A 26,563-nucleotide genomic window follows, 5' to 3' on the forward strand; every position below is an offset into this window, starting at 1 on the left:
CCCCGAAGGGCTCGTCGCCGCACGACTTGCATGCCTAATCCACGCCACCAGCGTTCATTCTGAGCCAGGATCAAACCCTTCAAGTGACTTGGTGCTGAGCCCGGCTCCCGAAGGAAAGGGCCAGCGAAACTCAGGTGTTTGATCCGCCGCGTCCGTCGATCGGGCCCTCCCGCAAAGGAGAGCCGTCGGCGGCCGCCGCGCTCGCGTCATCGGATCCGTATGGTCCGGCACGAACCGCAATGCACGGTTCGTTCGAAACTGTCTGGTTACAGGTGCTTGAGTTCGCTCTCCGCTGGAGAACGACTCAAGCGTCGTAGACTACCTAAATCGAATTGTCAAAGAGAGGCCCGGTCGAACGTTGGTCGGGCGGGCGGCCCGGGGGGCGGCGGCTCCGCGGCGGTCGCTTTCGCGTCCCGCGGCCTCTCCGCCCCGTTGGGGGAGGGGGATAGTACCGGCGGTTTCCGCGGCGTCAACGCTCCCAGGACAAACTTTTTCGGACGGCCTCCGCAAAAACTTCACTGCCCCCCCCTGACCCCTTGCGCATGGGCACCGGAAGCACTTCGTCTTCCGCGATCGCCCAGAACTTCTCCCCCGCTACCGCTCGGACGCCCCCTCCGTCGGCGAAGGCGCTGAATGCCGGCAGCGTGAGCGTCGCCCCGGCGCCGTCTTCACCGGCGAGGCGGAAACAGGGCAGCTTCAGTCGTTCCCCGCCGGGGCCGGCGAGGCGGACGGCCGGGTGTTCGTGCCCCGCCAAGACCGGGCCGGCGGGGTCGGGCGCCGGGACGTGCTTCAGGACGAAAGGCGGGTCAGGCGTCGGGTCGGGCAGGGTTGCGATTCGCCAAGCCGGATCCGGGGCGCCGGCGGCCCGGTCGTGGTTCCCCTGCACCAGTTCGATCCGCAGGTTGGCGTGCCGCTCCCGCCACGCGGCGAGTGCGGCGTTCGTCGCGGCCTCGTTCCGCCCCAACCGGGCGTGCAGCAGATCGCCCAGCACCACCAATCGCTCCGCCCCGGTGCGTTCCAGCGCGGAGGAGAGCCGGGCGAGGTCCGCGGCGGTTCCGCCGGGCGGCACGGCGACGCCGGCGGCCCGGAAGGTCGCCGCTTTGCCCCAGTGGGTGTCCGCCACGTACAGCGTGCCCCCCGCCCCGCCGGCCCGGGACGGACGGAAGATGGCCCGCTCCGGCATCAGGACGAGTTCCTCCCCGGCGAGCGTCAGCGTGAGGTCGCCGGGCATCGGCGCTCGGGGCGAGGGGAACGCGGGGCGGGGCCGGTCGGGTCAGTCGGTCGTCGGCACCGGGCCGCCGTCCAGCGACGGGTAATCGACGTAGCCGTTCGGCCCGCGGGTGTACCAGGTGTTCGGGTCGGACTCGTTCAGTTCCGCCCCCTCTCTCAGCCGCCGGGGCAGGTCGGGGTTGGCGAGGAACGGGGTGCCGAAGGTGATCGCGTCAGCTTTGCCCGACCGGATCGCCTCCCGGGCGCTGTCGCCGGTGTAGCCGCCGTTGAGGATCAGCGTGCCGTTGAAGACCTCCCGGCCGGCGGCGTCGATCTTCGCCATCAGGTCCTCGTCGATGTCGTCCCCGTGGATGGCCCCGACGATCTCCAGGAAGGCGATCCCGCGGTTCTGCAGTTCGCCGAAGAAGTAGGAGTACAGCGACAGCGGGTCGGAGTCGGTCATGTCGTTGAAGGACCCCAGCGGGGAGACGCGGATGCCGACCCGCTCCTTCCCCCAGACGTCGATCAGGGCGTCCATCACCATCAGGGGGAAGCGGCAGCGGTTCTCGACGGAGCCGCCGTACTCGTCGGTGCGGTGGTTCACTCCGTCCCGGAGGAACTGATCGATCAGGTAGCCGTTGGCGCCGTGCAGTTGGACGGCGTCGAAGCCGGCCGCTTTGGCGTTCTCGGCGGCGGTGCGGTAGGTCTCCACGATTCCGGGCAGCTCCTCGGCCGCGAGGGCCCGGGGGGTGGGGTACTTCGCCTTGGAGCCGTCCGGCAGGTGGACCTCCGCGTCGGCGGCGATCGCGCTGGAGGAGACCGGGTCCTTGCCGCCCGGTTGGAACGCCTGGTGGGAGGCCCGGCCGACGTGCCACAGCTGGCAGGCGATCAGGCCGTCGCTCTCGTGCACCGCGGCGGTGACCTTCTTCCACCCGGCGACCTGTTCGTCGGTGAACAGCCCCGGCACGCCGGGATAGCCGCGGCCCTCCTGACAGATCTCCGTCGCCTCCGTGAGGATCAGCCCGCCGGTCGCCCGCTCCCGGTAGTAGGCGGCGTTCAACTCCCAGGGCACGTGCCCCGGCAGCAGGGACCGGCAGCGCGTCAGCGGGGCCATCCAGACCCGGTTCTTCGCCTCCAAGGCGCCGACGGCGAGGGGATCGAACAGCGGGTCGGCGGCGGACATGGGCAGGGCGAGGGGTGGGAGAACGGATACGCGGTCCAGCGTTGTAGGAAGCCCGCTGCCACGGACCAGCCGTCCCCTGCAGGGCCTCGCCCGCGGATGCGGCCGTCGCTCCGGCGCCGAGGGAGCGATCGGGAGACGCCGATTCGATACGCTTCTCGCTTCGCTCCTCCAGCCCCGAGTGGATCATGCGTCCGTCCCCCCTCCCCGTGCGCCTGTCGGCGTTGCTCGCCCTCGCAGCGTCGGTCGCGGCCCCCGCCCAAGACCGCACCGAGCGCACGCCGCCCGGCGTCGTCGCCCACCGGGACCTCGCTTACGTGACCGACGGGCACGAACGGCAAAAACTCGACCTCTATCTGCCGGAGCGGGCCGCGGGGGAGACGGCAAAGCCGTTGCCGCTGATCGTGTGGGTGCACGGCGGCGGGTGGCGGGGCGGGAATAAAGTGCACTGTCTGGCCCTGCGGGCCGGGTTCGTCGAGCGCGGGTACGCCGTGGCGAGCGTCGGCTATCGGCTGTCCGGGACCGCCCCCTTCCCCGCCCAGATCGAAGACTGCCGGGCCGCCCTCCGCTGGCTGCGAGCCCACGCGGACGAGTACGGCCTGGACCGGAAGCGCTTCGGCGTGTGGGGCTCCTCGGCCGGCGGGCACCTCGTGGCGCTGCTGGGGACCTCCGGCGACGAAAACGTCTTTCAGGCGGGCGAACACCTCGACGCCTCGGCCCGGGTACAGGCGGTCTGCGACTTCTACGGGCCGTCCGATTTGGCCGCGTTCCTCGAGACGCCGGGTTACGAACGGCAGGGCGACCGTCCGAACTCCCCGGTCTACGCCCTGCTCGGCGGGCCGCTGTCGGAAAAGACGGACCTCGCCCGGCAGGCGAACCCGATCACCTACATTTCCGAGAACGATCCGCCCTTCCTGATCGTCCACGGCACGGACGACAAGACCGTCCCGCTGAACCAGAGCGAACGCCTGCACGCCGCTCTGAAAGAGGCCGGCGTTGAGTCGCAGCTCGTCACGCTCCCCGGCGCCGGCCACGGCGGCCCGGCCTTCAACGAACCGAAGGTCCGCACGGCGATCGAGAAGTTCTTCGATCGCCACCTGAAGCCCGAGCAGCCCGAACGCCGCTGAGATGCCGTGTCTTCCAGAACCCGAAGCGTGAGCGAGGGACGCGGGAGCGGAAGGCCCTCGCTCACGCTTCGGGTTGGTGGTTCCTGGGCCGTGGAGGCGCCCCTAATCTGCGGCGGTCTCCAATTGCAGCGTCATCCGCTTGACCCGGTCGGCCAGTTTTTCGCTGCTGACGCGCTCCCGCAGGCGATCCACCAACAGCGGGAACGCCAACGGCGTGGGACGGCGGCAGTCGTTCAATAAAACGGTCGCCCGGCCGAGGCGGTTCAACGTCTCTTCCAGCCGGGCCGCGTCGAGTTGCCGGTCCAGCACCTCCTCGGTCGCCTGGCGGAACAGCAGATTCTCCGGGTCGTAGTTTTGAAAGACGTCGTAGAGCAGACCGCTGGAGGCCTGCAGCTGCTTGGCGGACTTGCCGGCCCCCGGGTACCCGGTGAAGACCAGCCCGGAGACGCGGGCGATCTCGCGGAACTGCCGCTTGGCCATCTCGACCGCGTTGAGCGACTCGGCGACGTCCTCCCGCAAGCGCTCCGGCGAGAGCAGCCCGTCCGCCAACGCCTCCTCCAACGGCGCCGGCACGGGCGATAAGAGTTCGACGCCGTAATCGTTCACCGCGACGGCGAACGTCGTGGAAACCCGCCGCGACAGCCGCAGCGCCCACAACGCCCCCAGCCCCTCGTGCACCTGCCGGCCGGCGAAGGGGAAGAAGAACAGGTGATGGCCGTCGCGGGTCTTGGTGCGTTCAATCAGAAATTCGTCCCGGCCGGGTAGGTGCGACCAGGCCTGTTGCAGTTCGAGGATCGGCCGCACGGCCTGCATCTCCGGCCCGCGGTATTCCTCGTTGCGGGCCTCTTCCAGTCGTTCCCGCACCGCGGCGGCCAGTTCAGAACTCAGCGGCATCCGCCCCCCGCTCCACCGGGGCACCGCCCCGGTGACGCCCCTCGCCTTGCGGACCCAAGCCTTCAACTCAAAGACCTTGACCAGCTCCAACGGCCGACCGGCGAACAGGAATTTGTCGCCCGGCTTGAGCCGGCTGACGAACGCCTCCTCCACCGTGCCCAGCCGGGCCCCCTTGAGGAACCGCACCTCGACGGCGGCGTCGGAGGCGATCGTGCCGATCGACATCCGGTGTCGGCGGGCGACGGTTTTGTCCTCCACCCGATACTCTCCCTCCCGCAGGGCGACGCGGGAATACTCCGGATAATTCCGCAACGCCTCTCCGCCGCGGGTGATGAAGTCCAGGCACCAGTCCCACTCGTCGTCCGTCACCGCGGCGAAGCTGCTCGCGGTCCGAATTTCTTCCAACAACTCGTCCCGCCGGAAGCCCGTGCCGAGAGCGATCGTGACGGCGTGTTGAACCAGCACGTCCAACGGCTTTTTGGGCGGCGTGCGGGCCTCGATCTGCCCGGCCTCCATCGCGGCCCGGGCGGCGGCGACCTCGACTAATTCGAAGGCGTGCGTGGGGACGCAGGTGACCCGGCTGGTCTGCCCCGGGGCGTGCCCGCTGCGGCCGGCCCGCTGTAATAACCGGGCCACGCCCTTCGGGCTGCCGACCTGCAGCACCCGGTCGACGGGGGCGAAGTCCACGCCGAGGTCTAAACTGGACGTGCTCACCACGCATTTCAGTTCGCCGTTTTTGAGCCCCGCCTCGACCCACCGGCGGCTCTCCTTGCCGAGGGACCCGTGGTGCAGCGCGATCCGCCCCGCCCAGTCCGGCCGGGCTTTGAGGAGGGCCTGGTACCACAGTTCCGTCTGGCTGCGGGTGTTCGTGAATAAAATCGAGGACGCCGCGTCCTCCACGATCGGCAATACCTGATCGAGCTGTTTGAGCCCCAGGTGCCCGGCCCAGGGGAACCGCTCGACGGCCCGCGGCAGGATCGAATCGACCGCATATCTTTTGCGGCGGCCGCCGGAGAGGATCGTGGGGATCTCGGCGTCCGCTCCCAGCAGCGTTTCGGCGGCCTCCTCAATATTCCCGAGCGTCGCGCTCAGCCCCCACGTCTTCAAAAACGGCCGCCAGCGCCGCAGGCGGGCGAGGCAGAGTTCCGTCTGGCTGCCGCGTTTGGAGCCGAGCAGTTCGTGCCACTCGTCGACGATGACGCATTCGAGGTGGGCGAACTGCTCCACGCAGTCCGCCCGGGCGAGGGCCAGCGAGAGGCTTTCCGGCGTGGTCAATAATGCCGTCGGCAGGCGTTTGGATTGGCGGGAGCGGATCTTGGAGGCGGTGTCCCCGGTGCGGCTCTCCAGCGACCAGTTGAGGCCCAGTTCCTCCAGCGGCACGCGGAGGCTGTGCTCCGTGTCGCCGGCCAGCGCCCGCAGCGGGGTGATCCAGAGCGCCCGCAGCGGCGGGGAGCGGTGGCGGCGTTTCGTCTCCGTCTCGCCGGCCTTGGCGGGGTCTTGCAGTTCACCACGGGCGAGGCCGTCGATGACCGGCCCCAGCCACGCCGCCAGCGTCTTGCCGGCGCCGGTGGTGGCGTGAATCAGGCCGCTCTCGCCGGCGGCGTAGGCGTTCCATGCCTGCGTCTGAAAGCGGAACGGCGTGCGGCCGGTGGATGCGAACCAGTCGCGGACCGTTCGTTTCGCCCGTTCGACCGCGGCTTTGGACGGGGCGTCAGTCACGCTTCGCCCACCGTGCCCAGCCAATCAACGCGACACCACTAAGCAGGCCGCCACTGCCGGCCAGAATCGGCACCCGCCACCGCCATCCGTCCCACAGGTCGAACACGCCGCAGTAGCGGGTCGGATTGATATCGAACCATACTTTCGGCCGTTGATAATACTCGTATTCGCTCAGTCCGTAGAGCATGTGACCGCCGCCGGTCAGGATCAACATTACGCCGACCGCGACCAGCGTGGTTCGGATGCGGTCCGTCATTCCACCAGCCCCTCGACCGTCTCCAGCGTGTCGGCCTCGGCGGCTGAGGGGGTCTCCGGCTTCGTCCGCCATGCCCAGACAAGAAGTCCTAAGCCGCCGAACAGCCCGCCGGTGCCAACGACCGTCGGCGCCAACCACAGGGCGGTGCCGCGGAAACGCAGCGGGCCGAACGTCCATTCCTGAATAAACGCATCCCCTCCCCAGCCGAGTTTATTCACGCCGATCGCCAACACGCCTAGCGCGAGGAATGGCAGCGCAGTCGCAAACAACGCCGCTCCGCCAATCGCCACGGCGACTCGTTTCGCTCTCGTCATTCCACCAGCCCCTTCACCGTCTCCAGCGTGTCCGCCTCGGCGGCGGTTTTGTCGTCACGGATGCGGACGATCCGCGGGAACCGCACCGCGATGCCGCTTTTGTGGCGGCTCGACTTCTGGATGTTCTCGAAGGCGAGTTCAAAGACCCGCTCCTGTTTAACCTGCCGGACGGGGCCGAACTTGTCGGTCGTGTTGCGGCGGATCCAGCGGTCCACGCTGCCGATCTCCGCGTCCGTTAGGCCGCTGTAGGCCTTGGCGAAGGGGACGAGTTGCCCGTCGTCCCAGACGCCGAAGGTATAGTCCGTATAAAGACTCGCCCGGCGGCCGTGGCCGCGTTGAGCGTAGAGCATCACGCCGTCGACAGTGTACGGGTCCACCTTCCACTTCCACCACGGCCCCCGCACGCGGCCGACGCCGTAGGCGGCGTCCTTCCGCTTCAGCATGAGTCCCTCCGCCCGCATCGCCCGGCTGTGCTCCCGGTGGGCGGCGAATGCTTCCCAGGTTTCGCCCTCCAGCAGGTCCGAGGGCGAGACGTTCAGCCCACGCTCCGCCAGCGCCGCGGCGAGCGCCGTGAGGTGCGTTCGGCGGGTCTCCAACGGCTGCGAACGGACGTCCCGCCCGCCCTCCTCCAGCACGTCGAACAACACGAAGTGGGCCGGGCACTCTTGCAACAACTTTTTGCCGACCGTCTTGCGGCCGATGCGGCGTTGGAGCTGAGCGAAGCTCTGCACCTCGCCGTCCTTGGCGATGACGATCTCGCCGTCCAGCACCGTGCCGTCCGGCAGGGCGTCGGCGACGGCGCGAATCTCCGGGAACCGCTCGCCGATTAATTCTTCCCCCCGGCTCCAAACGAAACTCTGCCCCTGCCGGCGGATCATCTGACTACGGATGCCATCCCACTTCCACTCGGCAAAGTACTCGGCCGCGTCGGCCAGATCCTCGGCGGGGGCCTCAGTCGGGTGGGCGAGGAAGAAGGGGTACGGGCGGCTGGCGTCGATCTCCCCGTCCGCCTCCGGCTGGGTCAGGGAGGCGTAAAACTCTGCGGTCGGCTCCCAGGTTCCCATCATGCGGTGGGCGACGAGTTCCGTCGGCACCTCGCCGGCCGTGGCAAGGGCTTTCACCACCGACCGCTGCGACACGCCCACCCGGAAGCTGCCGGTCATCAATTTCCCGGCGACGAACCGCTGCGGGCGGTCCAGCTCCCGCCACAATTGCACCACTGCCGCCCGGCGCTCGCCCTCTTCCATCTTGAGGGGCAGCAGGCGATCCTCGACGAACGTTTTGAGCGGCAGATCGCTGCTCTCCTCCGGTTCCGGCAGCAAGAGGGCCAGCGTCTCGGCGAGGTCGCCCACCACTTCGTAGCTCGCCTCGAACAGCCAGTCCGGCACCTCGGCCTCCGCGGCGCCCCATTCCCGCAGCTCCCGGGAGAGCAGGAGCCGTTTCAACTTGCGGCCCGACAGAAAATATACCGCCCACGCCGCGTCCCCGGGGGGAGCCGTGCGGAAATAGTCGACCAGCGCCGCCTGCTTGGCGAGCGTTTTATTGGTCTCGTCCAGGCGGGTGAAGAGGGCGGTGAAAGCCTTCATTCTCGCTTCCCTCCCTGAGCGATTCTCGTCCGGACGCTTCGCGTCCCGCGCGGGGCGACGCGGAGCGTCGCCCCGAGAGCGTGATCATTCATTGCTCGCCCCCTCGTTTTCGACCTCGCCGTCGTCGGCCATTTCGGCGTCGGCCTCGGCGCCGCGGTCGTCGGATTCGCCCTCGAACCAGGTGTCGAGCTGGGCCGCCGCGACGGTCGTTTCCGCGTTTAAATACCGCTCCAGCGCCCGGCGGGAGCCGTGGGTGATGAGGCAGCGTTCGCAGCCGGTGTCCTCGATCGTTTGCAGCAGGCCCGGCCAGTCGGCGTGGTCGCTCATGACGAAGCCGCGGTCGACGGCCCGGCGGCGGCGCTGACCGCGGACCAGCATCCAGCCGCTGGCGAACGCGGTGCTGTAGTTGCGGAACTTCCGCAGCCAGGGGGTGCCGCGGGCGCCGGGCGGGGCGACGACCAGGGCGCCGTCCCAATCCTTGCCCCGCTCGCCGCGGCCGGCGTATTCGCAGGGCGGCAGGTCGATTCCGGCTTCCCGGTAACCGGCGTTGCACACCTGCACGGCACCGTGGCCGTAGATCGGGCCGATGCTTGCGTCCGCCCCGGCCAAGAGTCGCTGGGCTTTGCCGAGGGCGTAGGCGAACAGCACGCTCACCTTCCCCTCCGCCCGATTCGCCGCCCACCACTGATTCAGCTGGGCGAACGTTTCCTCCTGCGGCTCCCACCGGTAGACCGGCAGGCCGAAGGTGCTTTCGGTGATGAAGGTGTGGCAGGGCACCGGCTCGAAGCTCGCGCAGGTGCGGTCCGAACCGAGTTTATAATCGCCGGAGACGCACCAGACCTCGCCCTGGTATTCCACCCGCACCTGGGCGCTGCCGAGGATGTGGCCGGCGGGGTGCAGGCTGACCCGCACGCCGTTCATCGTCACCGGCTCGCCGTAGGGGATCGTGTCGATCTTCGCCTCCGGCCCCATGCGGGGGCGGAGGACCGGTTCGCCCTCGGGGACGGTGAGGTAGGCGCCCATCCCCCGGCGGGCGTGGTCGGCGTGGGCGTGGGTGACGACGGCCCGCTCGACCGGCCGCCAAGGGTCGATATAAAAATCGCCCGCCTCGCAATACAGGCCGCGGTCGGTGCGGGTGAGCAGGTCGGACATACGGCGGGAAGGTGACGGCGGGCCGGACCAATGGTAGACATCGGTTCCCCGTCCGCCAGTCGCTCCCCCAGGGCTCGCCGATGTTCGTTCCGCTGCTGCTCGCCGCCGCCTGCCTCGATCCGGCGCCCCCGGCCGCGTCGGAGCGGCCGAACGTCGTGCTGATCATGGCCGACGACCTCGGCTGGGGGGACGTCAATTATCACCGCGACGTGGGCGGGGCGGCGGGGGCCTGGACGCCGCATCTGGACGCCTTGGCGAAGGACGCCGTGCGGCTGGAACGCTTTTATTCCGCCTCGCCGGTGTGCAGCCCGACGCGGGCCAGCGTGATGACCGGCCGGCACCCGCACCGGCTGGGGATCACCCACGCCAACGTCGGCCGATTGCCCGCAGAGGAGGAGACGCTCGCCGAGCGCCTGCGGGCGGCCGGGTACGCGACCGGTTTTTTCGGGAAATGGCACCTCGGCACCCTCACCACGGACCGCCGCGACGCCAACCGCGGTCGGCCGGGGAACGGGTCAGACTTCGCTCCCCCCTGGGAGTACGGCTTCGACGTCACCTTCGCCACGGAGTCCAAAGTTCCCACCTTCGATCCCCTGTGGAAGCCGCGGGTCGGCGCCCGCAACACGTGGTGGGAACCGGTCGCCGACCCCGTGAACGCGGTGCCCTACGGCACCGCCTACTGGACCGGGCCGGGCGAGACGGCGGAGGACCTGCGGGGGGACGATTCGGACCTGATCGTCAACCGGGCGGCGGCTTTCATCGGCGACGCGGCGGTCGCGGAGCGGCCGTTCTTCGCGGTGATCTGGTTCCACGCCCCGCACCTGCCGGTGGTCGCCGGGGCGGAGGACGCCGCCCGGTTCGCCCCCCTGTCGGACTATGAAAAGCACTACCGCGGCAGCGTCGCGGCGCTGGACGCAGCGGTCGGCCGGGTGCGGGCGACGCTGCGGGAGGCGGGCGCCGCGGACAACACGCTCGTCGCGTTCTGCTCCGACAACGGCCCGGAAGGCAACGCGACGGCCCCCGGCTCGGCGGGCCCGTACCGCGGCCGCAAGCGGGACCTGTACGAGGGCGGCGTGCGGGTCCCGGGGCTGATCCACTGGCCGGCCGGCGGGCTGACCGGCGGGGGCCGTTCGTCGCTGCCGGTCGTGTCGACGGACCTCTTCCCCACCGTGCTGGCCGCCGCGGGGCTGGAGCCGCCGACCGACGAAGGCCGCGACGGCGTGAACCTGCTTCCCCTGCTCCGCAGCGGGGCGACTGAACGGGGCGGCGCGATCGGCTTCACGTTTCAGAACAAAGACGCCTGGACGGAGGACCGCTACAAGCTGATCCGCACGAAGCGGAACGCCCCGTGGGAGTTGTACGACCTGCTCGCCGATCCGGCGGAGGCGCACGACCTGGCCGCGTCGCAGCCGGAGCGAGTCGAGCGGATGGCAGACGCGTTCGCCGCCTGGCGAACGACGCTCGGCCCGACCGGGCGGTAGGAGCCGGTTGTGGCGGCTTCGCTGCCAAACGCGGCAAAACGGTCGCCTTTGCGGCGTGAAACCGGCCTGTCCGCGGCGGTTGGGGAGGGATACGCTCGTCCACTGATTTCGTCCCCGTCGGCTCGCCCATGATCGCCCCCGCCCTGCCGGTGTTGTCGTCCGCGGAAACCGCCGAGCCGCGGCCCCCCACCCCGGCGTTGCAGGCGAAGGGACCGCTGGACGTCCGCGGCAAGCTGGCGATCCTCGCCGACGCCGCCAAGTACGACGCCAGTTGCGCCAGCAGCGGGGCGAAGGGCACCCGCGATCGCCGCAGCAACAGCGATCCGGGGATCGGCTCCACCGAGAGCATGGGCATCTGCCACAGCTATACGCCCGACGGGCGGTGCGTGTCGCTGCTCAAGATTCTGCTGACGAACTACTGCATCTTCGACTGCCAGTACTGCGTCAACCGCATCACCTCCGACGTGCGGCGGGCCCGCTTCAAGGTGGACGAGGTCGTCAGCCTCACCCTGGAGTTCTACAAGCGGAACTACATCGAGGGGCTGTTCCTCTCCAGCGGCATCATCGGCTCCCCGGACGACACGATGGGCGAACTGGTCGAGGTCGCCCGCCGGTTGCGGGAGGAGCATTCCTACCGCGGTTATATTCACCTCAAAACGATCCCGGAGTGCTCTGAGGAGCTGATCGAACAGGCCGGACTGTACGCCGACCGGCTGAGCGTAAACGTCGAACTGCCGACGGAGACCGATCTCAAAATGCTGGCCCCGGAAAAGCGGACGCCGCAGATCGAAGCCGCGATGGCTGAGGTGAGGGCTCGCCGGGAGGAGAACCGGTCGGACCGCCGGCGGGGCTTTAAAGCCGCCCCGTTCGCTCCCGCCGGGCAGAGCACGCAGATGATCGTCGGGGCGACCGACACGCCGGATCGCGAAATCCTCAACACCTCCACCCGGCTCTACCGACGGCACGACCTGCGGAGGGTCTATTATTCCGCCTACAGCCCGATCCCCCACGCCGACGCCCGGTTGCCGGGGCAGTCGCCGCCATTGGTGCGGGAGCACCGGCTCTATCAGGCCGATTGGCTGCTGCGGTTCTACGGTTTCCAAGCCGACGAGATCACGCCGAACGACGCTCCGGACTTATATCTCGACCTCGACCCGAAAACCGCCTGGGCCCTGCGGCACCGCGGGCTGTTCCCGGTGGACGTCAACAAGGCGGCGAAGGAGACGCTGCTCCGCGTGCCCGGGCTGGGGGTCCGCAGCGTGGAGCGGATTCTCAAAATCCGCCGTTTCCGGGCGCTGCGGTTGGCGGATTTAAAACGATTGCGGGTGCCGTTGAAAAAGGCCCGGCCGTTCCTGCTCACGGCGGATCCGGGCGGGGGGAAGTTCCTCGACAGCGAAAGCCTCCGGGAGCGGTTCGCCCCCCGGCCGACTCAGGGCCTGCTGTTCGACGCCGCCGGTTCGGCGTTGACGGGCGAGGTCTAAGAGGGGGTGGGCCGGTCGCGGGGTCGGCGGGGTAAGTGACGGCGAAGGCGTCCTCGGCCCCTTCGGCGGCGTCCGGGATGCGGCCGAAGGCGATACGCATGGGGGCGGTGCGGCGGGCGGCGTGCATGCAGGCGAAGTACGCCGCGTCCACGCCGAACCGGGCGTTGATCGCGTCTAGAACCGCGGACAGCCGTTCGCGGCGGCGGTCCTCGGCGAACAGCGAGCGAGGCGTCTGGTCCGCCGGGACGAGCCGGTGCAGCGTGACCGCGACCTTCAGCGGCGCCCCCTCCCGGGGAGCGTGGCGCCACAGGTCGGCGAAGGCGGTCAGCAGCGTGGGAGTGTCGCGGCAGGGGCCGACGTCCAGCGTCGCCTTCCAAGCCCCGGCCCGGCCCACGTAGCCGATCCACACGTCCATCCGACGGGCGGCGTAGGGGCCCCGTCGCAGCCGGGCGGCGACTTTGTGAATCAATCGACACAGCACTCCGTAGGCTCCGCCCTCGGACCGCAGCGCCGGCGGAAGCACGTGGGAATGCCCCAGCGACCGCGTTTGCGTCGGCGGCAATCTCACTTCCTCGCCCCGCAGCCAGTGCCACCACCGCCGGCCGACCACCCCGCCCCAGATCGCTTCCAACATCTCCGGCGGCTGGGCGCACAATTGCGGCACCGTCGTCACGCCCCGCTGCATCAACCGACGCAGCATCCGCGGGCCGATCCCGGGGAAGTCGCTCAGTTCCAGGCCGTACAGGACCCACGGCAACCGGCCCAGGGGCAACGCCGTCAGACCGTCCGGTTTTTGCATCCCGCTGGCGGTTTTGGCGAGCAGCCGGTTGGGCGCCAGCCCGATCGAACACCGCAACGTCGGCCCGATTTGGTCGGCGACGGCTCGCTTCACCTCCTGCGCCAAGTCGAGCGCCGCCTCCAGGCGCCGCTGCGGGCCGACGAGGCGACAGTTCATTTCGTCGATGGATTCCACGGCGTCCACCGGCACGACGCCGTTCACCGCGGCCACGATGCGGTGGTGCAACGGGACGTACTCGTGCGGCCGGGCCTTCACCACCACCAACCCGGGACAGCGGCGGCGCCCTTCGTGAACCGGGGTGCCGGTCCGGATGCCGTACCGCTTCGCTTCGACGCTGGCGGCGATGAAACAGGTCGTCTCCGCGGAGACCGGCGCCACCCCCACCGGCACCCCTCGCAACTCCGGTCGCAGGTGTTGCTCGGCGGAGGCGAAAAACGAGTTCATATCCACGAACAGGCAGCGGACGAACTCGGACGGCTCAATCGGCGGGACGGAGCCGGACGCGGCAGAATCGGACGCGGCGACGGGCGGCGGGACGGCGGACATGCGAACCTCCATGACGGTTCGCCGCATTAGTGTTCATCATGCCACTGAACACAACATCATGTGCGCATCATTCCGTCGCACCCCACCCGTAGCGGTCGCCTCGCATCGTCAGTCCGGGCGGGCGCCGGCCGCTCAACCGGGGATCCCGTCCCCCCGGAGGCCCTCACCGGCGAGGTGTAGCGGCGGTCCGCGTGGGCCCTGCGAGCATCCGCCGGCGGAGCGATTCCACGACGGCCTCGACGCGGTCCGCGGCTTTCTCGTCGCTCACGTCGATCGGGTAGCCGACGCCGGCAGGGGAGATCACCACCGCGTTCGGCTTGCCCGCCGCCAGGCCGAACCGGGCGGCGAGGGCGGCGTTCCAGTCCAGCAGGACGGGCGTGTGCGGGGCGGCCCGCCGCAGTTGGAAGGCGATGACGGAGCGGATCGGCCCCGGCACGCCGGGGGCGCTCGCCGCGGCGACGACGTTCACCGGCGGGGCGGCAGCGCCGGCCGCCGCCCCGGGCACCGGCCGCACGGGGGCGGTCGCGGCGTCCTTCGCCGTCTTCCCCTCTGCCGCGGGGTGGAAGAGCACGTGCAACGCGGCGCCGAGGTCGCGGCTAGCTTCGGCCGCTTCGCGGTCCCCGTACAGCAGCACGGTCACGCCCGAACCCGTCCCGCCGACGGCGTGGGCGGCTCCGAACTGATCCGACAGGTTGAACGCCGCGAACGTCACCGGGGCGACGGCGTTCTGCGCGTCGCTTCGGGCGTCCGCCGGGCCGAGGGCGGCGGCGAACAGCAGCGGGGCGAGGGCGAAGGGCATCGGGCGGGGCTCCGGCGGGAGGGAGCCGTGCATAAATCATTTCGCCCCCCGTGGCGAGCGGGGGCGTGAGCCCGCCGAGTCAACGGGCGACCTGAAGGACGTGTTCCTCAGCGGACCGACGCCCGCCGCTCGCCTGCTCCTCATGGGCCCAGCGGGCGCGGGCGTTCAGTCGGCGCCGCACGTCGGACTGCTCCCGCGGGGTCAGCCGCACGTCGGGGGGGGCCGGCGGGGCGAAGCGGGCCACCAGACGCCGCACGTCGCCGGGCACGTCTTTGGCGGGCCGGTCGTCCACGCCGATCAGCCGCCACTGCAGGGACTGCTCCCGCCAGCGCCAGCGGCCGCCGGCGGGACCGGCGCGTTCCACGCCGTCCCGCTTCTGGCGGAAGGCGGCGAACATCGCTTCGCGGACCTCCTCCGGGTCCGCGACGACCCGCCCGCCGGTTTCGATCTGCCGGACCAGTTCCCGCTCCGCGGTCTGCAACTCCGCCGGGTCCTCGACGACGCGGGGAACGTGAATCTGGGCGTAGTCTTGGCTGCACCGATACACCGGCAGGTGGGCCGCCACCCGCGTCCCCCACCAGTGGCCGCCCGTCCCGCCGTCCGGCCGAAACAGCTTCACGTAAAAGGCTTCACTGCGGTCGGAGCGGTCGATGCGGTACCGCATCCCGCTGCGCACGCAGGCCAACACGGCGACCGCGTGCAGATATTCAATGCTGTCCACCCGTCGTCGGGTCTCTCCGTCGTTCATCAGAGGTCGAACCGTTCCGGCGGGCGAGTTGTAACCTGTCGAACCCTCTGTTCGGGCGTACAATATCCGGTTCTCGTTTCCGCCGCCGCAGCCCGTCGATGCAGCACGCGACCGCCGACCGCTGGGAGGACTTTCGCACCGTCGCCCGGCGTCTGCTGGCGGAGGGAATTCGCCCCGCGGTGGTGCATTGGAGCGACGCCCACGCCGCCGGCGACGGGCTGTTCGACTCGGAGGACGCGCCGGAACCGACGGCGGGGGCGACGCCGCCGGGCGCCGCCCCGCGGGTGCCGCCGGCGTTTCTCAAACTGGCGAGGGGGGCGGCCTGCCATTCGGATCCGGCCCGCTGGGAGACGCTGTACGCCCTGCTCTGGCGGCTGACGCACGGCGAACCCCGCCTGCTGGAAGACGCCGCCGACCCGGACGTGGTTCGCCTGCAAACCTGGGCGAAAGCCGTCCGGCGGGACGTGCACAAGATGAAGGCGTTCGTCCGCTTCCGCCGCCTCAACGAACCCAATACGCCGCACGGGGAGCGGTTCGTGGCGTGGCACCGGCCGGATCATCGCATCGTGCGGGCGGCGGCGCCGTTCTTCGTCCGGCGGTTCGCCCCGATGCACTGGGCGATCCTCACCCCGCGGGAGTCCGCGGTGTGGGACACCCGGGAACTGAGCTTCGGCCCCGGGGTTCCCCGGTCTGAACTCCCGGAGGGCGACCCGACCGAAGAACTGTGGGACACCTATTATCGCCACATCTTCAACCCCGCCCGACTGAAGGTGAGGGCGATGAAGGCCGAGTTGCCCGTGCGGCACTGGCCGACGCTGCCCGAAGCCGCCGCCATCCCCGACCTGATCCGCAGCGCCGCCGACCGCGAACGGCGGATGATCTCCACCACCGAAGGATTCGCCATGTCCGCCGCCGAGTTCCTCCCCGACGACCCCGACCGCCGCACGGACCTGACGGCTCTGGAACGAGCCGCGGCGACCTGCAAGGGGTGCGACCTCTACAAGGACGCCACGCAGACGGTGTTCGGCAGCGGGCCGGCGGACGCGGAGATCGTGTTCGTCGGCGAGCAGCCCGGCGACAACGAGGACCGCACCGGCGAACCCTTCGTCGGCCCCGCCGGGCAGGTGCTCAACGACGCCCTGGAAGACGCCGGCATCGACCGGTCGAAGGTGTATATCACGAATGCGGTCAAGCACTTTAAACACACGTTGCAGGGCTCCCGCCGCATTCACGCCAAGCCGAGCGCCCGCGAAGTGACCGCCTGCAAACCGTGGATCGAGGCGGAGTTCGCCGCGATCAAACCGAAAGCGATCGTCTGCCTCGGGGCGACCGCGGCCCAGGCGATTTTGGGGCGGGATTTCCGCATCACCAAGCAGCGGGGGGAGATCCGGGAGACGCCGTTCTCGCCGATCACCACCGCCACCTGGCACCCCTCCGCAATCCTGCGGGTGCCGGAGGAAGACGCGACCCAGCGGATGTACGACGACCTCGCGGACGACCTGTACGCGGTGGCGCAGATGATGACGGGATAGTTCCCTCTTCTCCCCTCTCCCTTGAGGGAGAGGGGCCGGGGGTGAGGGTGAGCGAACGGTTCACCCGCTCCCGCTCTCCGAGGAACGGGATGTCTGACGCCAGGAGAGCGTGGGTGACGTGAACCGCGATCCAGCGCCGCCGCCCCCTCACCCCAACCCCTCTCCCCCAAAAGGGGGAGAGGGGCTTTGTCTCAGCCGACCGCCGGCCCCCGCTCCGCCAGCCGGTTCAGCACGTCAGCCCCGCGGCGGATGGTGTCGTCGGTCGCGGCGTAGCTGATGCGGAGGTGCGTGTCCTGCTCGCTGAACACGTTGCCGGGGATGACCAGCAGCCCCTCTTTAATGCACTCCGCGACGAACTCCGAACCGGTCCCCCACGGGGCCGGGACGAACATATAAAACGCCCCGTCGGCGCCGCGGACGGGGAAGTTCTCGCCGATCAGCCCGGCCAGCAGGTCGCGTTTGCCGCGGTATTCCGTGGCCCGGGCGGACATGTCCACGTCCAGGGCCGCCAGCGCCCCCCACTGGGCCGGCTGCGGGCTGCACACGAAGGTGTACTGCTGGAGTTTAATCATCTGCTCGATCAGCGCCGCCGGCCCGTGGGCGTAGCCGACCCGCAGGCCGGTCATGCCGTAGGTCTTGGAGTACCCGCCGACCACCAGGCAGTTCTCGTCGTATTTCGCCGGGCTGACGAACTCCCCGTCGTGGCAGAACAGTTCGTAGATCTCGTCGGAGATCAGCGGCACCCCCGTCTCCCGGCTCAGTTCGGCCAGACCGCGGGCCTCGGCTTCGGTCATCACGGCGCCGGTGGGGTTCGCCGGGCTGTTGCAGAGGATCGCCTTAGTTCTCGGCCCGATCGCCGCCCGGACCTTCTCCACGTCGATGCGGAAGTCCGGGTAGGTGTCGACGAATTTGCACGTCCCCCCGCACAGGGTCGTGAGGTGCTTGTACATCACGAAGTACGGGTCGAAGGCGACGACCTCGTCCCCCGGATTCACCAAGGCCGACAGGGCCAGCATCAGCCCGCCGCTGGTCCCGCTGGTGACGAACGCCCGCCGGTCGGCGTGGCCGAAGGTTTCGTCGACGTCCGCCTGCAACCGACTCACCAGCGGGGCGATCCCCTGGCTGGGGCTGTAGGCGTTGCGGTCGTGGGCGACGGCGTCGGCGATCGCCGCTTTGACGGCGTCCGGCACCGGGTAGTGCGGCTGGCCGATGGAGAGGTTGATGGGGTCTTCGAGCTGGGCGGCCAGGTCGAAGACCTTGCGGATCCCGCTGGCGTCGATGCCGCGGGCGCGGTCGGAAAAGGTGAAAGCGGCGGCCATCGGGGGCGGAATACGGGTGAGCGGCTATCCTGCGGCGCACCTTACCCGACTCGCCCGCTCCCGCCGATGCCCGCCGACCCCGCCCCCGAAGACGTGACCGACGCTGACGACGTGCTCGTCCCCATTCCCCCCGACCACGGCGAGGCGGAGCCGGCCCCGGAGGAGGTGCGGGCCAACCTGTACGATTTTCCGAAGTATTACGACCTTGTCTTCGGCAGCGACTGGAAGGCGGAATACGACTTCCTCCGCGAGTGCTTCGACAAGTACCGGCCCGGCGAGGTGAAGACGACCTTCGAACCGGCCTGCGGCACCGGGCGGTTGATGGTGAAGCTCGGCAAGGCGGGCTACGAAGTGGCCGGCAACGACCTCAACGAGAAGGCCGTCGCCTTCTGCAACGCCCGCCTCAAGCGGCACGGCCTGCCGGAGACGGCCGTCGTCGGCGATATGGCCGACTTCCAATTGAAGCAGCCGGTCGACGTCTGCTTCAACATGATTAATTCCTTCCGCCACCTCGGCAGCGAGGAAGAGGCCCAATCCCACCTGAACTGCGTCGCCGACGCGCTGAAGCCGGGCGGGCTCTATCTGCTCGGCCTGCACCTGACCCCGGAGGACGACGACTGGGAGGGCGAGGAAACCTGGCACGCCCGCCGCGGGCAACTCAGCATTATTTCCGACCTGCGGACCACCGATTTCGACCGGACGAAACGGGTGGAGACGCTGGGAATGACCTTCCACGTCACCACGCCCACCCGCTCCTTCGTGATGCGGGACACGATGCACTACCGCACCTATACGAAGCGGGAGATGGCCGAATTATTCGAGGCCGTCGACCGATTCGAAATTCTGGAGACCTACGACTTCTGCTACGACATTGAAGAGCCGATCGTGATCGACGAACTCACCGAAGACGTGGTGTACGTGCTGCGGGCCAAGTAGCATCGGCCGTTCCCTCCCGCGCCCCGGAGACGACCGATGCCGCGTTCAGGCCGCCTGTCCCGCGTCCCCCGCCGGGAGCGATCCCCTCGGGAGCGAATCCGGCGAACGGCGTCAGTCCTCTTCGCCGCCGGGCTGATCGGGGCGGGCCTCGGATTCACTCAACCGCCGGCGGACGCGGAGGCGAGGGAAGACGCGACCGAGGTCGTCGAACCCGCCGCGGAAGCGCCGGACGAGGCGCCGGCGAAGATGCGGGCTCCGGACGACCCCGGCGTGGAGCTTGAGAATCAGGAACGCGGGACCGGCGGGAGCACGTCGCTGGCGGACGCGGTGCGGGCGTATAACGGCACGGCCGGCGGAAAAGAGGTCCCGCTGACCGTCGAGGCCGTCGCCGCCGCCATCCGCCGCGGCTTCCAAGGATGGGATCAAACTACGATCGCGCCCTACGCCTGGGTCCTGAAGGGCGAGGAGGCCCCCCGCGGCGGCCGGGTCAACATCATCCGGCTCGATCCGTCCGCGGCGGTGAACGGGGCGACGCGGTTCGTGGAGCTGAGCGTCCCCGGCGCCCTGACGATCTTTCAGTTCCCGATCCCCCAGGACGAATCGCCCGCCGTTCCCCGCGGCCCCACGCTGGCGGAGGCGGCGGAGGCGTTCAACCGCGACGAGGCGGCGACGGAGAACCTCGCCCCGGTCACCGTGGAGGAGATCCGGGCGGGCTTGGAGCGATATCTCCAGGAGGAGCGGGCCAAGGCGGAGCCTAACGAAGCTTTCGTCAGACGGGTCGAGGCGACGCTTGCCGCCGGCCGACTGATGCGGGAACGCGACGGATTGACGGTCGTGCGGTCGTCCCGGCGGTCGGGCGAGGGCGGCCCGGCCCGCCGGAAGCTCGGCGTCTCGGTGGGAGGCGTGCTGTTCACGGTCCGCGATTTGGGCCTGAGCGACGGGGTCCGCGACCGCATCGCCGCTGCGCTCGTCGCCGCCGCGGACGACGACGAGCTGCCGTTCCAAACCCGACTGCACATCCTGCGGGAGACGGTCGAGCCGGGCTCCCTGACGGCGGAGCGGACGCGGGCGCTGTTCGACCGGCTGGAAGCCGTGCGGCGGCGGACGAGGGAGGTCGCCGCCCGCCGCACCGCCCTGCTCCGCGGGCCCGACGTGAACGTCGAGGCGGTCGGCCCCCGCGGCGTTCGGCGGTTCTTCCGGACGGCCGACGTAGAGCGGGAATGGGACGCGCTGGAGGCGGAAGGCGACCGCCTCGCCGCCGAGCAAATGGACCTGCTGCGAACGCTGTCCGAGTTGGGGGCGGTCGTGCCGGGCGCCGCCGCCGCCCGCACCCTCGCCGCGACTCGTTTCGAATCGCCGTCCGACAGGACGCCCCCCGCACGGCTGAGAAGGGCCTATCCCGAGGAGATCCTCGCCCGGTCCGTCGCCGACGCGGCCGGGCTGCGGGCGATCATCGCCGCCGCCCGGGACGCGACCGCCCCCGGCGACGACGTCGGCAGGGACGTGGACGACGCGGCGGACCCGCGGCCGCGCCTGTACGAGGCGATCGATCGGGCCCGTCCGACGAACGACTCCCTAGCCGAGGCACTGCTGGACGCCGCTCAGGACGCCGACCCCAAGCTGCGGGCCGCGGCGCTGGAGGCGTTGGCCGGGCTCGGCGGGGACTGACGGCCCAACACCGGCTCAGTGCCGGAAATGGCGCCGTCCCGTGAAGAGCATGGCGAGGCCGTGCTCGTTCGCGGCGGCGATCGCTTCGTCGTCCCGCTTGCTGCCGCCGGGTTGGACGATCGCCGTCACGCCCGCGGCCGCGGCGGCGTCCACGCCGTCGCGGAACGGGAAGAACGCGTCGCTGCCGCAGGCCCCGCCCTGCGCCCGGCCGTCCGCCTTCTCGGCGGCGATCTTGGCGCTGTCGAGCCGGCTCATCTGACCCGCCCCGGCGCCGACGAGCTGCCGGTCCTTCACGTAGCAGATCGCGTTGCTCTTGAGGTGCTTCACGACCCGCTGGGCGAAGATCAGGTCCGCCCGCTCCGCCTCGGTCGGTTGGCGGTCGGTTTTGCACTCCCAGCCGGCCGGATCGTCGGCGGCCTCGTCGCGGTCCTGAACCAACAGGCCGCCGCTGACCCGCCGCAGGTCGGTCGTGACCGCGGCGGCGTCCCGCAGGCCGGGGAGCGCCATCAGCCGCACGTTCTTCTTCCAAACCGGCTTGGAGGTGAGCAGCGACAGGGCCTCGTCGTCGAAGCCGGGGGCCAGCAGGGCCTCCACGAAGCCGGCCGTGGCGCAAATCGCCTCCGCCAGCACCGCCGTGACCGGGCGGTTCACGGCGATGATCGAGCCGAAGGCGCTGACCGGGTCGCCGGCGTAAGCCCGCTCGAAGGCCGCGACCGGGTCCTCGTGCTCCGCGCAACCGCAGGGGTTGGTGTGTTTGAGGACGGCGCAGGCGGGGGCGTCGAACTCCCGGATCAGCGCCCGGGCAGCGTCCAGATCGAGGAGGTTGTTGTAGCTCAGCCCCTTGCCGTGCAGTTGCTCCGCGGCCGCGAGGGTCTCCGGGCCGGGGTTCGGCTCGACGTAGAAGGCGGCCCGCTGGTGGGGGTTCTCGCCGTAGGGCAGATCGGTCGCCTTCTCGAAGTGCGGGTGGAGCCGGGACGGAAGCGGGGCTGGTTCGTCGGCCTCGCCGCCCTCGGTCAGTTCGACGAACCAACCGGCGATGGCGGCGTCGTAGGCGGCGGTCTTGGCGAACGCGGAGGCCGCGAGGATGCGGCGATCCTCGACGGTCAGACCCTCGCCCCTCAGCTTGGCGAGCACGTCGTCGTACTGCTCCACGTCGGTCACGACGGCGACGCGTTCGTAGTTCTTGGCGGCGCTGCGGAGCATTGACGGGCCGCCGATGTCGATTTGCTCGACGGTCTCCGCCTCCGGCAGCCCCTTCGCGGCGGCCTCTTCGAACCGGTACAGGTTCACGCAGACCAGATCGATCGGCCGGATGTCGTGCTCGGACATCGCGGCGGCGTGCTCCGGCAGGTCGGTACGGCCCAGCAGACCGCCGTGCACCTTCGGATGCAGCGTTTTCACCCGGCCGTCGAGCATCTCCGGAAATCCGGTGACCTCCTCGATCCCCAGCGCCGGCAGCCCGGCGTCCCGCAGATGGCGGAGGGTCCCGCCGGTGGAGATCAGCTCGTAGCCGACCTCCACGAGGCCGGCGGCGAAGTCGGCGAGACCGGTTTTATCGGTGACGGACAGCAGGGCGCGGGGCATCAAGTCCTGACGGGAGCCGGGCGGCGGCGGGGGGGGAGTGAAGAAGAGCCCCGTGATACTAACCCGAAGCCTCCGCGAGGCACGCGACGGCCCTCGCGGACGCCTCGGGTTGATGAGGGGAAGATTTCGAAACGGCGCCCTGACGAGGCGAACGGCGGAGCCGGTTCAGTTCTCGTTGACGGCCGCGGCGCCGGCGGCCGGGGCGTCGGCGGGCGCCTCTTCGGCCGGGGCGTCGGTGGGCGCCTCTTCGGCGGGGGCGTCGTCGGCGAAGCTGGGTTCGACGGGGCGGCGCTCCGGGTGGGCGTAGTAGACCGGGAAGCCGGAGCCGGCGGCCTTCAGGCAGAGCACGATGCCGGTCTTCGTGGAGACGATCACGCGGTCGGTCAGCGAGTTCTGCATCCGCACCGGGAAGCGGTCCATCCGCACCGACCCGATCCGCCGGCCGGTCGCCAAGTCCAGCGCCACGACGTTGTCGGCGAAGTCGGAGGCGTACGCCCGGCCCCCCGCCTGGGCGAGGAACTCGGTCGTGCGTTCGGCCCGCCAGATCGCCCGACCGGTGTCGCGGTCCACGCGGGACACGCCCCCGCGGCCCGGGGTGACGTACAGGGCGCCCTCCACGACCGCGGGCTTCACCTCAACCGGCTCCTGCGAGACGAACTCCCAGCGGTCCAGGCCGTTGGTGGTGTCGACGGCGTACAGGTTCCGGTCCGATGAGGCGAGATACACGACGCCGTCGCCGGCGGCGATCGGGGCGGTGGCCCGCCCGTCGGTCTCGAACCGCCACAGCAGTTCGCGTTTCTCCGCGTCCACGCCGTACAGCACGCCGCGGACGTTGGCGAAGACCGCGGCGATGCCCTCCACGACCACGCCGCCGATCAGCGGGGAGCCGGTCTCGTAGCGCCAGCGCTGCGTGCCGGTGGCGAACTCCTGCAGGCGCTTCTCTAGGCGGAATTCCTCGATCGTGCGCATGTCGAAGCTGTACACGCTGCCGGTGACGGAGGGCACGAACAGCCGGCGGCCCTCCTCGGTGTCGCCGATGGTGGGGGCGGCGACGGCGGCCTGGGGCAGCGGCAGCTCCCACATCGTCTCGCCGGTATCCTGGTGAATCCCGTAGGCCGTCCGCCCCACGCAGGCGAGCACCAGCCCGGGGGAGGACTCCCCGCCCGGCCCCGCCTCGACCGGCGGCGCCGTCGCCACCCGCACCGCCGTCTGCCCGTCGCGGCCGACGCGGATCGCCCACTTCTTCGCCCCGCTGGTGAGGTTGATCGCGGTCAGCAGGTTGTCGTTCGTCTGCACGTACACCGCGTTTTCGTCGGCGGAGAGAAACTCCACCTGCCCCCGCCCGGCGGGCACCGCGGCGACGGCCCACCAGGCGAGCTCCAGCCCCGCGGCCCGCAGTTCGTTCGGGTTCGGCAGGACGTTCTGCGCGGACGCCGGCGTGCCGCCCAGCGCCGCGGCGGACAGAACCGCCGCACAGAGCAGCCCCCGCGAAATGCGGGTCGAAAGCGGACGGGAAGACGACCGGCGGACGGCGGGGTTCGCTAACACGGGGGCGCTTCAGGGGGTTCGGGGCGACGCGCACGAAGCCGCGGGACGGGGCGGCCGGGTCCTCACGATAACACCCCGTCCCCCCGTCAGGGCATTGAGCGGGCCGCCCGGCGCCGGATAATCCCCTCCCGCCCCGTCCTCACCCCGAGGTTCGCCGTGTTCGGTTCGACCCGCCCCCTCGTTGCGGCGCTGGCCCTGATCGCCGCGGCGCTCCCGTCCCCGGCGTCGGCGGACGTGGTCGTGTTGAAGGCCGGGGGGGAGGTGCGGGGCGAGTTCGTCGGCGACCCGTCCCGCGGCGACGCCGTGGCCGTCCGCACCCATGCCGGCGCCACCGTGCGGGTGCCGCGGTCCGAGGTCCGCGAGTGGGCCTACCGCGACGCCGGCCGCGAAGCGTTCGAGCGCCGCTTCGACCGCACCCCCGACGACCCGGACGCCTGGTGGGCCCTCGCGGAGTGGGCCCTCGAGAACCGCCTCCGCCCGGAGCGGGACCGGGCGCTGCGGGAACTGCTGAAGTTCGATCCCGACCATGAGCCGGCCCGTCTGGCCCTCGGACACCGGCTCGACCACGGCGACTGGCTCACCCCCGCCCAGTGGCGCCGCCGCAACGGCCTGGTGCTGTACGGCCGCCGGGCCGTCTCCCCGGAGGAGAAGGCCCTGCTGGAAGCCGCCGACGCCCGGGAGGCCGCGGAGAAGCAGTGGTTCCGCCAGGCCCGCCTGTGGCAGCGGGCCCTGTCCGACCCCGAACGGGCCGGCGCCGCCCGGGCGGAGATGGTGCGGGTGACCGATCCGACCGCGATCCCGGCGCTGCGGCAGTTCTTCGCCGACGTCGACGACGTTCATGTGCGGATGCTGTACGTCCAAGTGCTTTCCCGTATGCCGGAAACCGCCCCCGTCCCTGCTCTCGCCGCGCAGGCGATGGGAGACGTGGACGACCTCGTCCGGGAGCAGGCCGTGCGGGCACTGGCCGAGGAGACCGCCCCCCGCGACGGGCCCGCCCGGGCCGGGGCCGCCCAACCGCTGCTCCGCGACGGGCTGCGGAGCGACGCGAACGTCACCGTTCGCCGGGCCGCCGCGGCGCTGGGGGAATTGGGCGATGCGAACGCGGTGCCGGACCTGATTCGCAGCCTCATCACCACGCACCGTTACAAGATCGCCGTGCCGGACACGAGCGGCGCCGGCGTGAGTATGAGCCCGAACGGCGCCGTCGCCGGCGGGTTGGGGGCGAACGCGGCGGGCGGCCTCTCCCCAGAGGCCCTGCTCGCCATCCGGGCCCAGTACCCGACCGCGATCGTGCGCCCCGGCGCCTCGCCGGTCACCCGCACGCGGCGGGTGACGGTCGAGGTGGAGCACCGCAACCCGGAGGTCCTCGCCGCCCTGCAGGCGATCGTCGCCCGCACCGCCCCGGCGGACGGCCTCGGCGTCGCCCCGCCCGCCACCTACGACGAGGCCCTCTGGGCGGCTTGGTGGGAACGCAATCGGGCGACGTTCGCCGCGTTGTGAGCCCGGTTTACGGACGGCGCAAACGAAAGCGTCCCGGACCCTCCGAGGGTCCGGGACGCTGCGATCCGTTCGCGATGACCGAGAACGGCCTCAGGCCGCGGCGGAGCGGCTGGTGGCGGTTTCGACCTCGCCCTGCTTGGCCGGGGTATCGCGGAGCAGCTTCGAATACTCGTCGACGCCCTCCTGCTCCTGGGCGAGGATGTCCTCCAGGAAGACGACCAGCGAGCGGTCGGCGTGCTCCTCGGCCAGTTCGATCGCGGCGGAGTACATCTCGACCGCTTTGCTCTCGAAGGCGAGGGCGTTCTCGACCAGCTCCCGCACGTCGCGGGACTGCTTAACCTCGTTCCGCAGCACGGTCGGCACCCCGCCGAGCGCGGCGATCTTCTCGCCGACCAGCTTGGCGTGGCCGAAGGACTCGTCGGCGTCCTCCTGGAACTTCGGGGCGTACAACTCCCGCATCAGCCCTTCGACGATAAAGGCCGCCTGCGAGTACTGCTGCACCCCGGTCCATTCATGCTTGAGGATCTCGTTGAGGTGATCGATCACCGCCTGAGATTCGGTGAGCGTGTGGGAGGAGGAAACGTCCATGGTCGTCTCGTTTGAAATGCGAAGTGATAGAGCGGCCCGAGGGGCGAGCCGGGTCAGGTATTTTAGCCGTTTCGACCGCCCGGACAGCGGCGGTTCGCCCTTTCCCGGTGGGTTTAGATCGATTGAGACGGGTTCGCATCGGGCCGCGGCCCCGGAAAGAGAAAGCCCCGGCCGTCGGGGACGGCCGGGGCTCTCTATAGACGGCGGTTTCGCGTCGGCGAATGCCGCCGCGATCTGATCTCAGGCGCCGGTTCAGCTCCGGCGGCGGATCGTCTCAAGCGACGGGCCATTCCTTCTGACACCGGCAGCAATGAAAACCGACCAGGGTGCCGCTGCCGGGGACCAGTTGGCCGCTGGCGTCGCGGACGCCGTCGCTGAGCAGAACCGGTTCGACGCCGCCGGCGCCGCAGGACTTGCAGGTGCGGTTGGCGTGCAGGGCCTTGGCGCGGGTCAGCGGGCTGTCCACGCCCACGCCGGCCGGGGTGGAGGCCCACCCGCCGATGCGGCCGGCGACGGCGCCGGCCGGCAGGTCGGCGTCGCGGCGGAACTGCGGCGGGGAGAGGATCGCGGACAGCGGCAGCACGTCCGGCGTCTCCT

At 70.4% G+C, this 26,563-nt stretch carries 21 protein-coding genes, 1 rRNA gene and 1 pseudogene; 7 read left to right on the plus strand and 16 right to left on the minus strand.

Annotated features, from left to right (window positions below; genetic code table 11):
* From ACG2DA_RS11805 to ACG2DA_RS11815, 3 genes are all read right to left on the minus strand, one after another.
* Positions 1-86: ribosomal RNA gene (locus ACG2DA_RS11805) — 16S ribosomal RNA — on the minus strand; the annotation flags it as partial.
* 383 nt (positions 87-469) lie between these two features.
* Positions 470-1,231: a ligase-associated DNA damage response endonuclease PdeM gene (pdeM, locus tag ACG2DA_RS11810; RefSeq protein WP_395255878.1), complete on the minus strand. Its 762-nt coding sequence runs from the start codon at positions 1,229-1,231 to the stop codon at positions 470-472.
* Positions 1,232-1,273: 42 nt separating this feature from the next.
* Positions 1,274-2,392 (minus strand): alkene reductase, encoded by a 1,119-nt coding sequence (locus tag ACG2DA_RS11815; RefSeq protein WP_395255879.1) that lies wholly within the window; start codon positions 2,390-2,392, stop codon positions 1,274-1,276.
* Between the two features lie 185 nt (positions 2,393-2,577).
* Here ACG2DA_RS11815 and ACG2DA_RS11820 point away from each other — a divergent pair, with 185 nt between their 5' ends.
* Positions 2,578-3,516, plus strand: coding sequence for an alpha/beta hydrolase fold domain-containing protein (locus tag ACG2DA_RS11820; protein ID WP_395255880.1), 939 nt, complete (start codon positions 2,578-2,580; stop codon positions 3,514-3,516).
* A gap of 102 nt (positions 3,517-3,618) precedes the next feature.
* On the opposite strand, the gene ACG2DA_RS11825 is transcribed toward ACG2DA_RS11820, so the two are convergent.
* The 5 genes from ACG2DA_RS11825 to ACG2DA_RS11845 form a co-directional block, all read right to left on the minus strand.
* Positions 3,619-6,129, minus strand: a complete 2,511-nt coding sequence (locus tag ACG2DA_RS11825) for a ligase-associated DNA damage response DEXH box helicase (RefSeq protein ID WP_395255881.1) — start codon at positions 6,127-6,129, stop codon at positions 3,619-3,621.
* A complete protein-coding gene (locus tag ACG2DA_RS11830) occupies positions 6,122-6,385 on the minus strand; it encodes a hypothetical protein (RefSeq protein ID WP_395255882.1) in 264 nt (87 codons plus the stop codon). The genes ACG2DA_RS11825 and ACG2DA_RS11830 overlap by 8 nt, the downstream gene beginning before the upstream one ends.
* The gene (locus ACG2DA_RS11835) at positions 6,382-6,603 is read right to left on the minus strand and encodes a hypothetical protein (protein ID WP_395255883.1); all 222 of its coding nucleotides are present in this window, start codon (positions 6,601-6,603) and stop codon (positions 6,382-6,384) included. Before ACG2DA_RS11835 ends, ACG2DA_RS11830 begins: the two co-directional genes overlap by 4 nt.
* Positions 6,604-6,695: 92 nt before the next feature.
* Positions 6,696-8,285: an ATP-dependent DNA ligase gene (locus tag ACG2DA_RS11840; RefSeq protein ID WP_395255884.1), complete on the minus strand. Its 1,590-nt coding sequence runs from the start codon at positions 8,283-8,285 to the stop codon at positions 6,696-6,698.
* Between the two features lie 84 nt (positions 8,286-8,369).
* Positions 8,370-9,437 carry a ligase-associated DNA damage response exonuclease gene (locus ACG2DA_RS11845; protein WP_395255885.1) on the minus strand — a complete coding sequence of 356 codons (1,068 nt, stop codon included), beginning with the start codon at positions 9,435-9,437 and terminating at the stop codon, positions 8,370-8,372.
* An 80-nt stretch (positions 9,438-9,517) separates the two neighbouring features.
* Between ACG2DA_RS11845 and ACG2DA_RS11850 the strand changes: the two genes are divergently transcribed.
* Together ACG2DA_RS11850 and ACG2DA_RS11855 are read left to right on the plus strand one after the other, a co-directional pair.
* Positions 9,518-10,918: a sulfatase gene (locus ACG2DA_RS11850; protein WP_395255886.1), complete on the plus strand. Its 1,401-nt coding sequence runs from the start codon at positions 9,518-9,520 to the stop codon at positions 10,916-10,918.
* 215 nt (positions 10,919-11,133) lie between these two features.
* Positions 11,134-12,399, plus strand: a complete 1,266-nt coding sequence (locus tag ACG2DA_RS11855) for a putative DNA modification/repair radical SAM protein (protein WP_395255899.1) — start codon at positions 11,134-11,136, stop codon at positions 12,397-12,399.
* 238 nt (positions 12,400-12,637) lie between these two features.
* Here the strand turns inward: ACG2DA_RS11855 and ACG2DA_RS11860 are convergent.
* The 3 genes and pseudogenes from ACG2DA_RS11860 to ACG2DA_RS11870 form a co-directional block, all read right to left on the minus strand.
* Positions 12,638-13,771 (minus strand): annotated as a pseudogene (locus tag ACG2DA_RS11860) (Y-family DNA polymerase); the annotation flags it as partial.
* A gap of 136 nt (positions 13,772-13,907) precedes the next feature.
* Positions 13,908-14,576, minus strand: coding sequence for a hypothetical protein (locus ACG2DA_RS11865; protein ID WP_395255887.1), 669 nt, complete (start codon positions 14,574-14,576; stop codon positions 13,908-13,910).
* Between the two features lie 46 nt (positions 14,577-14,622).
* A complete protein-coding gene (locus ACG2DA_RS11870) occupies positions 14,623-15,291 on the minus strand; it encodes a hypothetical protein (protein WP_395255888.1) in 669 nt (222 codons plus the stop codon).
* A 98-nt stretch (positions 15,292-15,389) separates the two neighbouring features.
* Between ACG2DA_RS11870 and ACG2DA_RS11875 the strand changes: the two genes are divergently transcribed.
* Positions 15,390-16,823: a UdgX family uracil-DNA binding protein gene (locus tag ACG2DA_RS11875; protein ID WP_395255889.1), complete on the plus strand. Its 1,434-nt coding sequence runs from the start codon at positions 15,390-15,392 to the stop codon at positions 16,821-16,823.
* Between the two features lie 191 nt (positions 16,824-17,014).
* Here the strand turns inward: ACG2DA_RS11875 and ACG2DA_RS11880 are convergent, their stop codons facing one another.
* Positions 17,015-18,142 (minus strand): pyridoxal phosphate-dependent aminotransferase, encoded by a 1,128-nt coding sequence (locus ACG2DA_RS11880; RefSeq protein WP_395255890.1) that lies wholly within the window; start codon positions 18,140-18,142, stop codon positions 17,015-17,017.
* A gap of 66 nt (positions 18,143-18,208) precedes the next feature.
* Here ACG2DA_RS11880 and ACG2DA_RS11885 point away from each other — a divergent pair, with 66 nt between their 5' ends.
* A complete protein-coding gene (locus tag ACG2DA_RS11885) occupies positions 18,209-19,078 on the plus strand; it encodes a class I SAM-dependent methyltransferase (RefSeq protein ID WP_395255891.1) in 870 nt (289 codons plus the stop codon).
* 36 nt (positions 19,079-19,114) lie between these two features.
* Positions 19,115-20,746 carry a hypothetical protein gene (locus ACG2DA_RS11890; RefSeq protein ID WP_395255892.1) on the plus strand — a complete coding sequence of 544 codons (1,632 nt, stop codon included), beginning with the start codon at positions 19,115-19,117 and terminating at the stop codon, positions 20,744-20,746.
* Between the two features lie 15 nt (positions 20,747-20,761).
* On the opposite strand, the gene purH is transcribed toward ACG2DA_RS11890, so the two are convergent.
* Entirely contained in the window at positions 20,762-22,330 is a 1,569-nt protein-coding gene (purH, locus tag ACG2DA_RS11895) for a bifunctional phosphoribosylaminoimidazolecarboxamide formyltransferase/IMP cyclohydrolase (RefSeq protein WP_395255893.1), read from the minus strand.
* Positions 22,331-22,495: 165 nt separating this feature from the next.
* Complete coding sequence (locus ACG2DA_RS11900) at positions 22,496-23,878, minus strand: PQQ-binding-like beta-propeller repeat protein (RefSeq protein WP_395255894.1); 1,383 nt, start codon at positions 23,876-23,878, stop codon at positions 22,496-22,498.
* 156 nt (positions 23,879-24,034) lie between these two features.
* On the opposite strand from ACG2DA_RS11900, the gene ACG2DA_RS11905 reads away from it, so the two are divergent.
* Entirely contained in the window at positions 24,035-25,378 is a 1,344-nt protein-coding gene (locus ACG2DA_RS11905) for a HEAT repeat domain-containing protein (RefSeq protein WP_395255895.1), read from the plus strand.
* Between the two features lie 90 nt (positions 25,379-25,468).
* Here the strand turns inward: ACG2DA_RS11905 and ACG2DA_RS11910 are convergent, their stop codons facing one another.
* Both ACG2DA_RS11910 and ACG2DA_RS11915 read right to left on the minus strand, forming a co-directional pair.
* Positions 25,469-25,966: a bacterioferritin gene (locus ACG2DA_RS11910; RefSeq protein WP_395255896.1), complete on the minus strand. Its 498-nt coding sequence runs from the start codon at positions 25,964-25,966 to the stop codon at positions 25,469-25,471.
* A 274-nt stretch (positions 25,967-26,240) separates the two neighbouring features.
* Positions 26,241-26,563, minus strand: a 323-nt coding sequence (locus ACG2DA_RS11915; RefSeq protein ID WP_395255898.1) for a hypothetical protein, incomplete at its 5' end; no start/stop codon positions are given.

Origin of the sequence: Alienimonas sp. DA493, from assembly GCF_043951915.1 — a bacterium.
GTDB lineage: Bacteria > Planctomycetota > Planctomycetia > Planctomycetales > Planctomycetaceae > Alienimonas.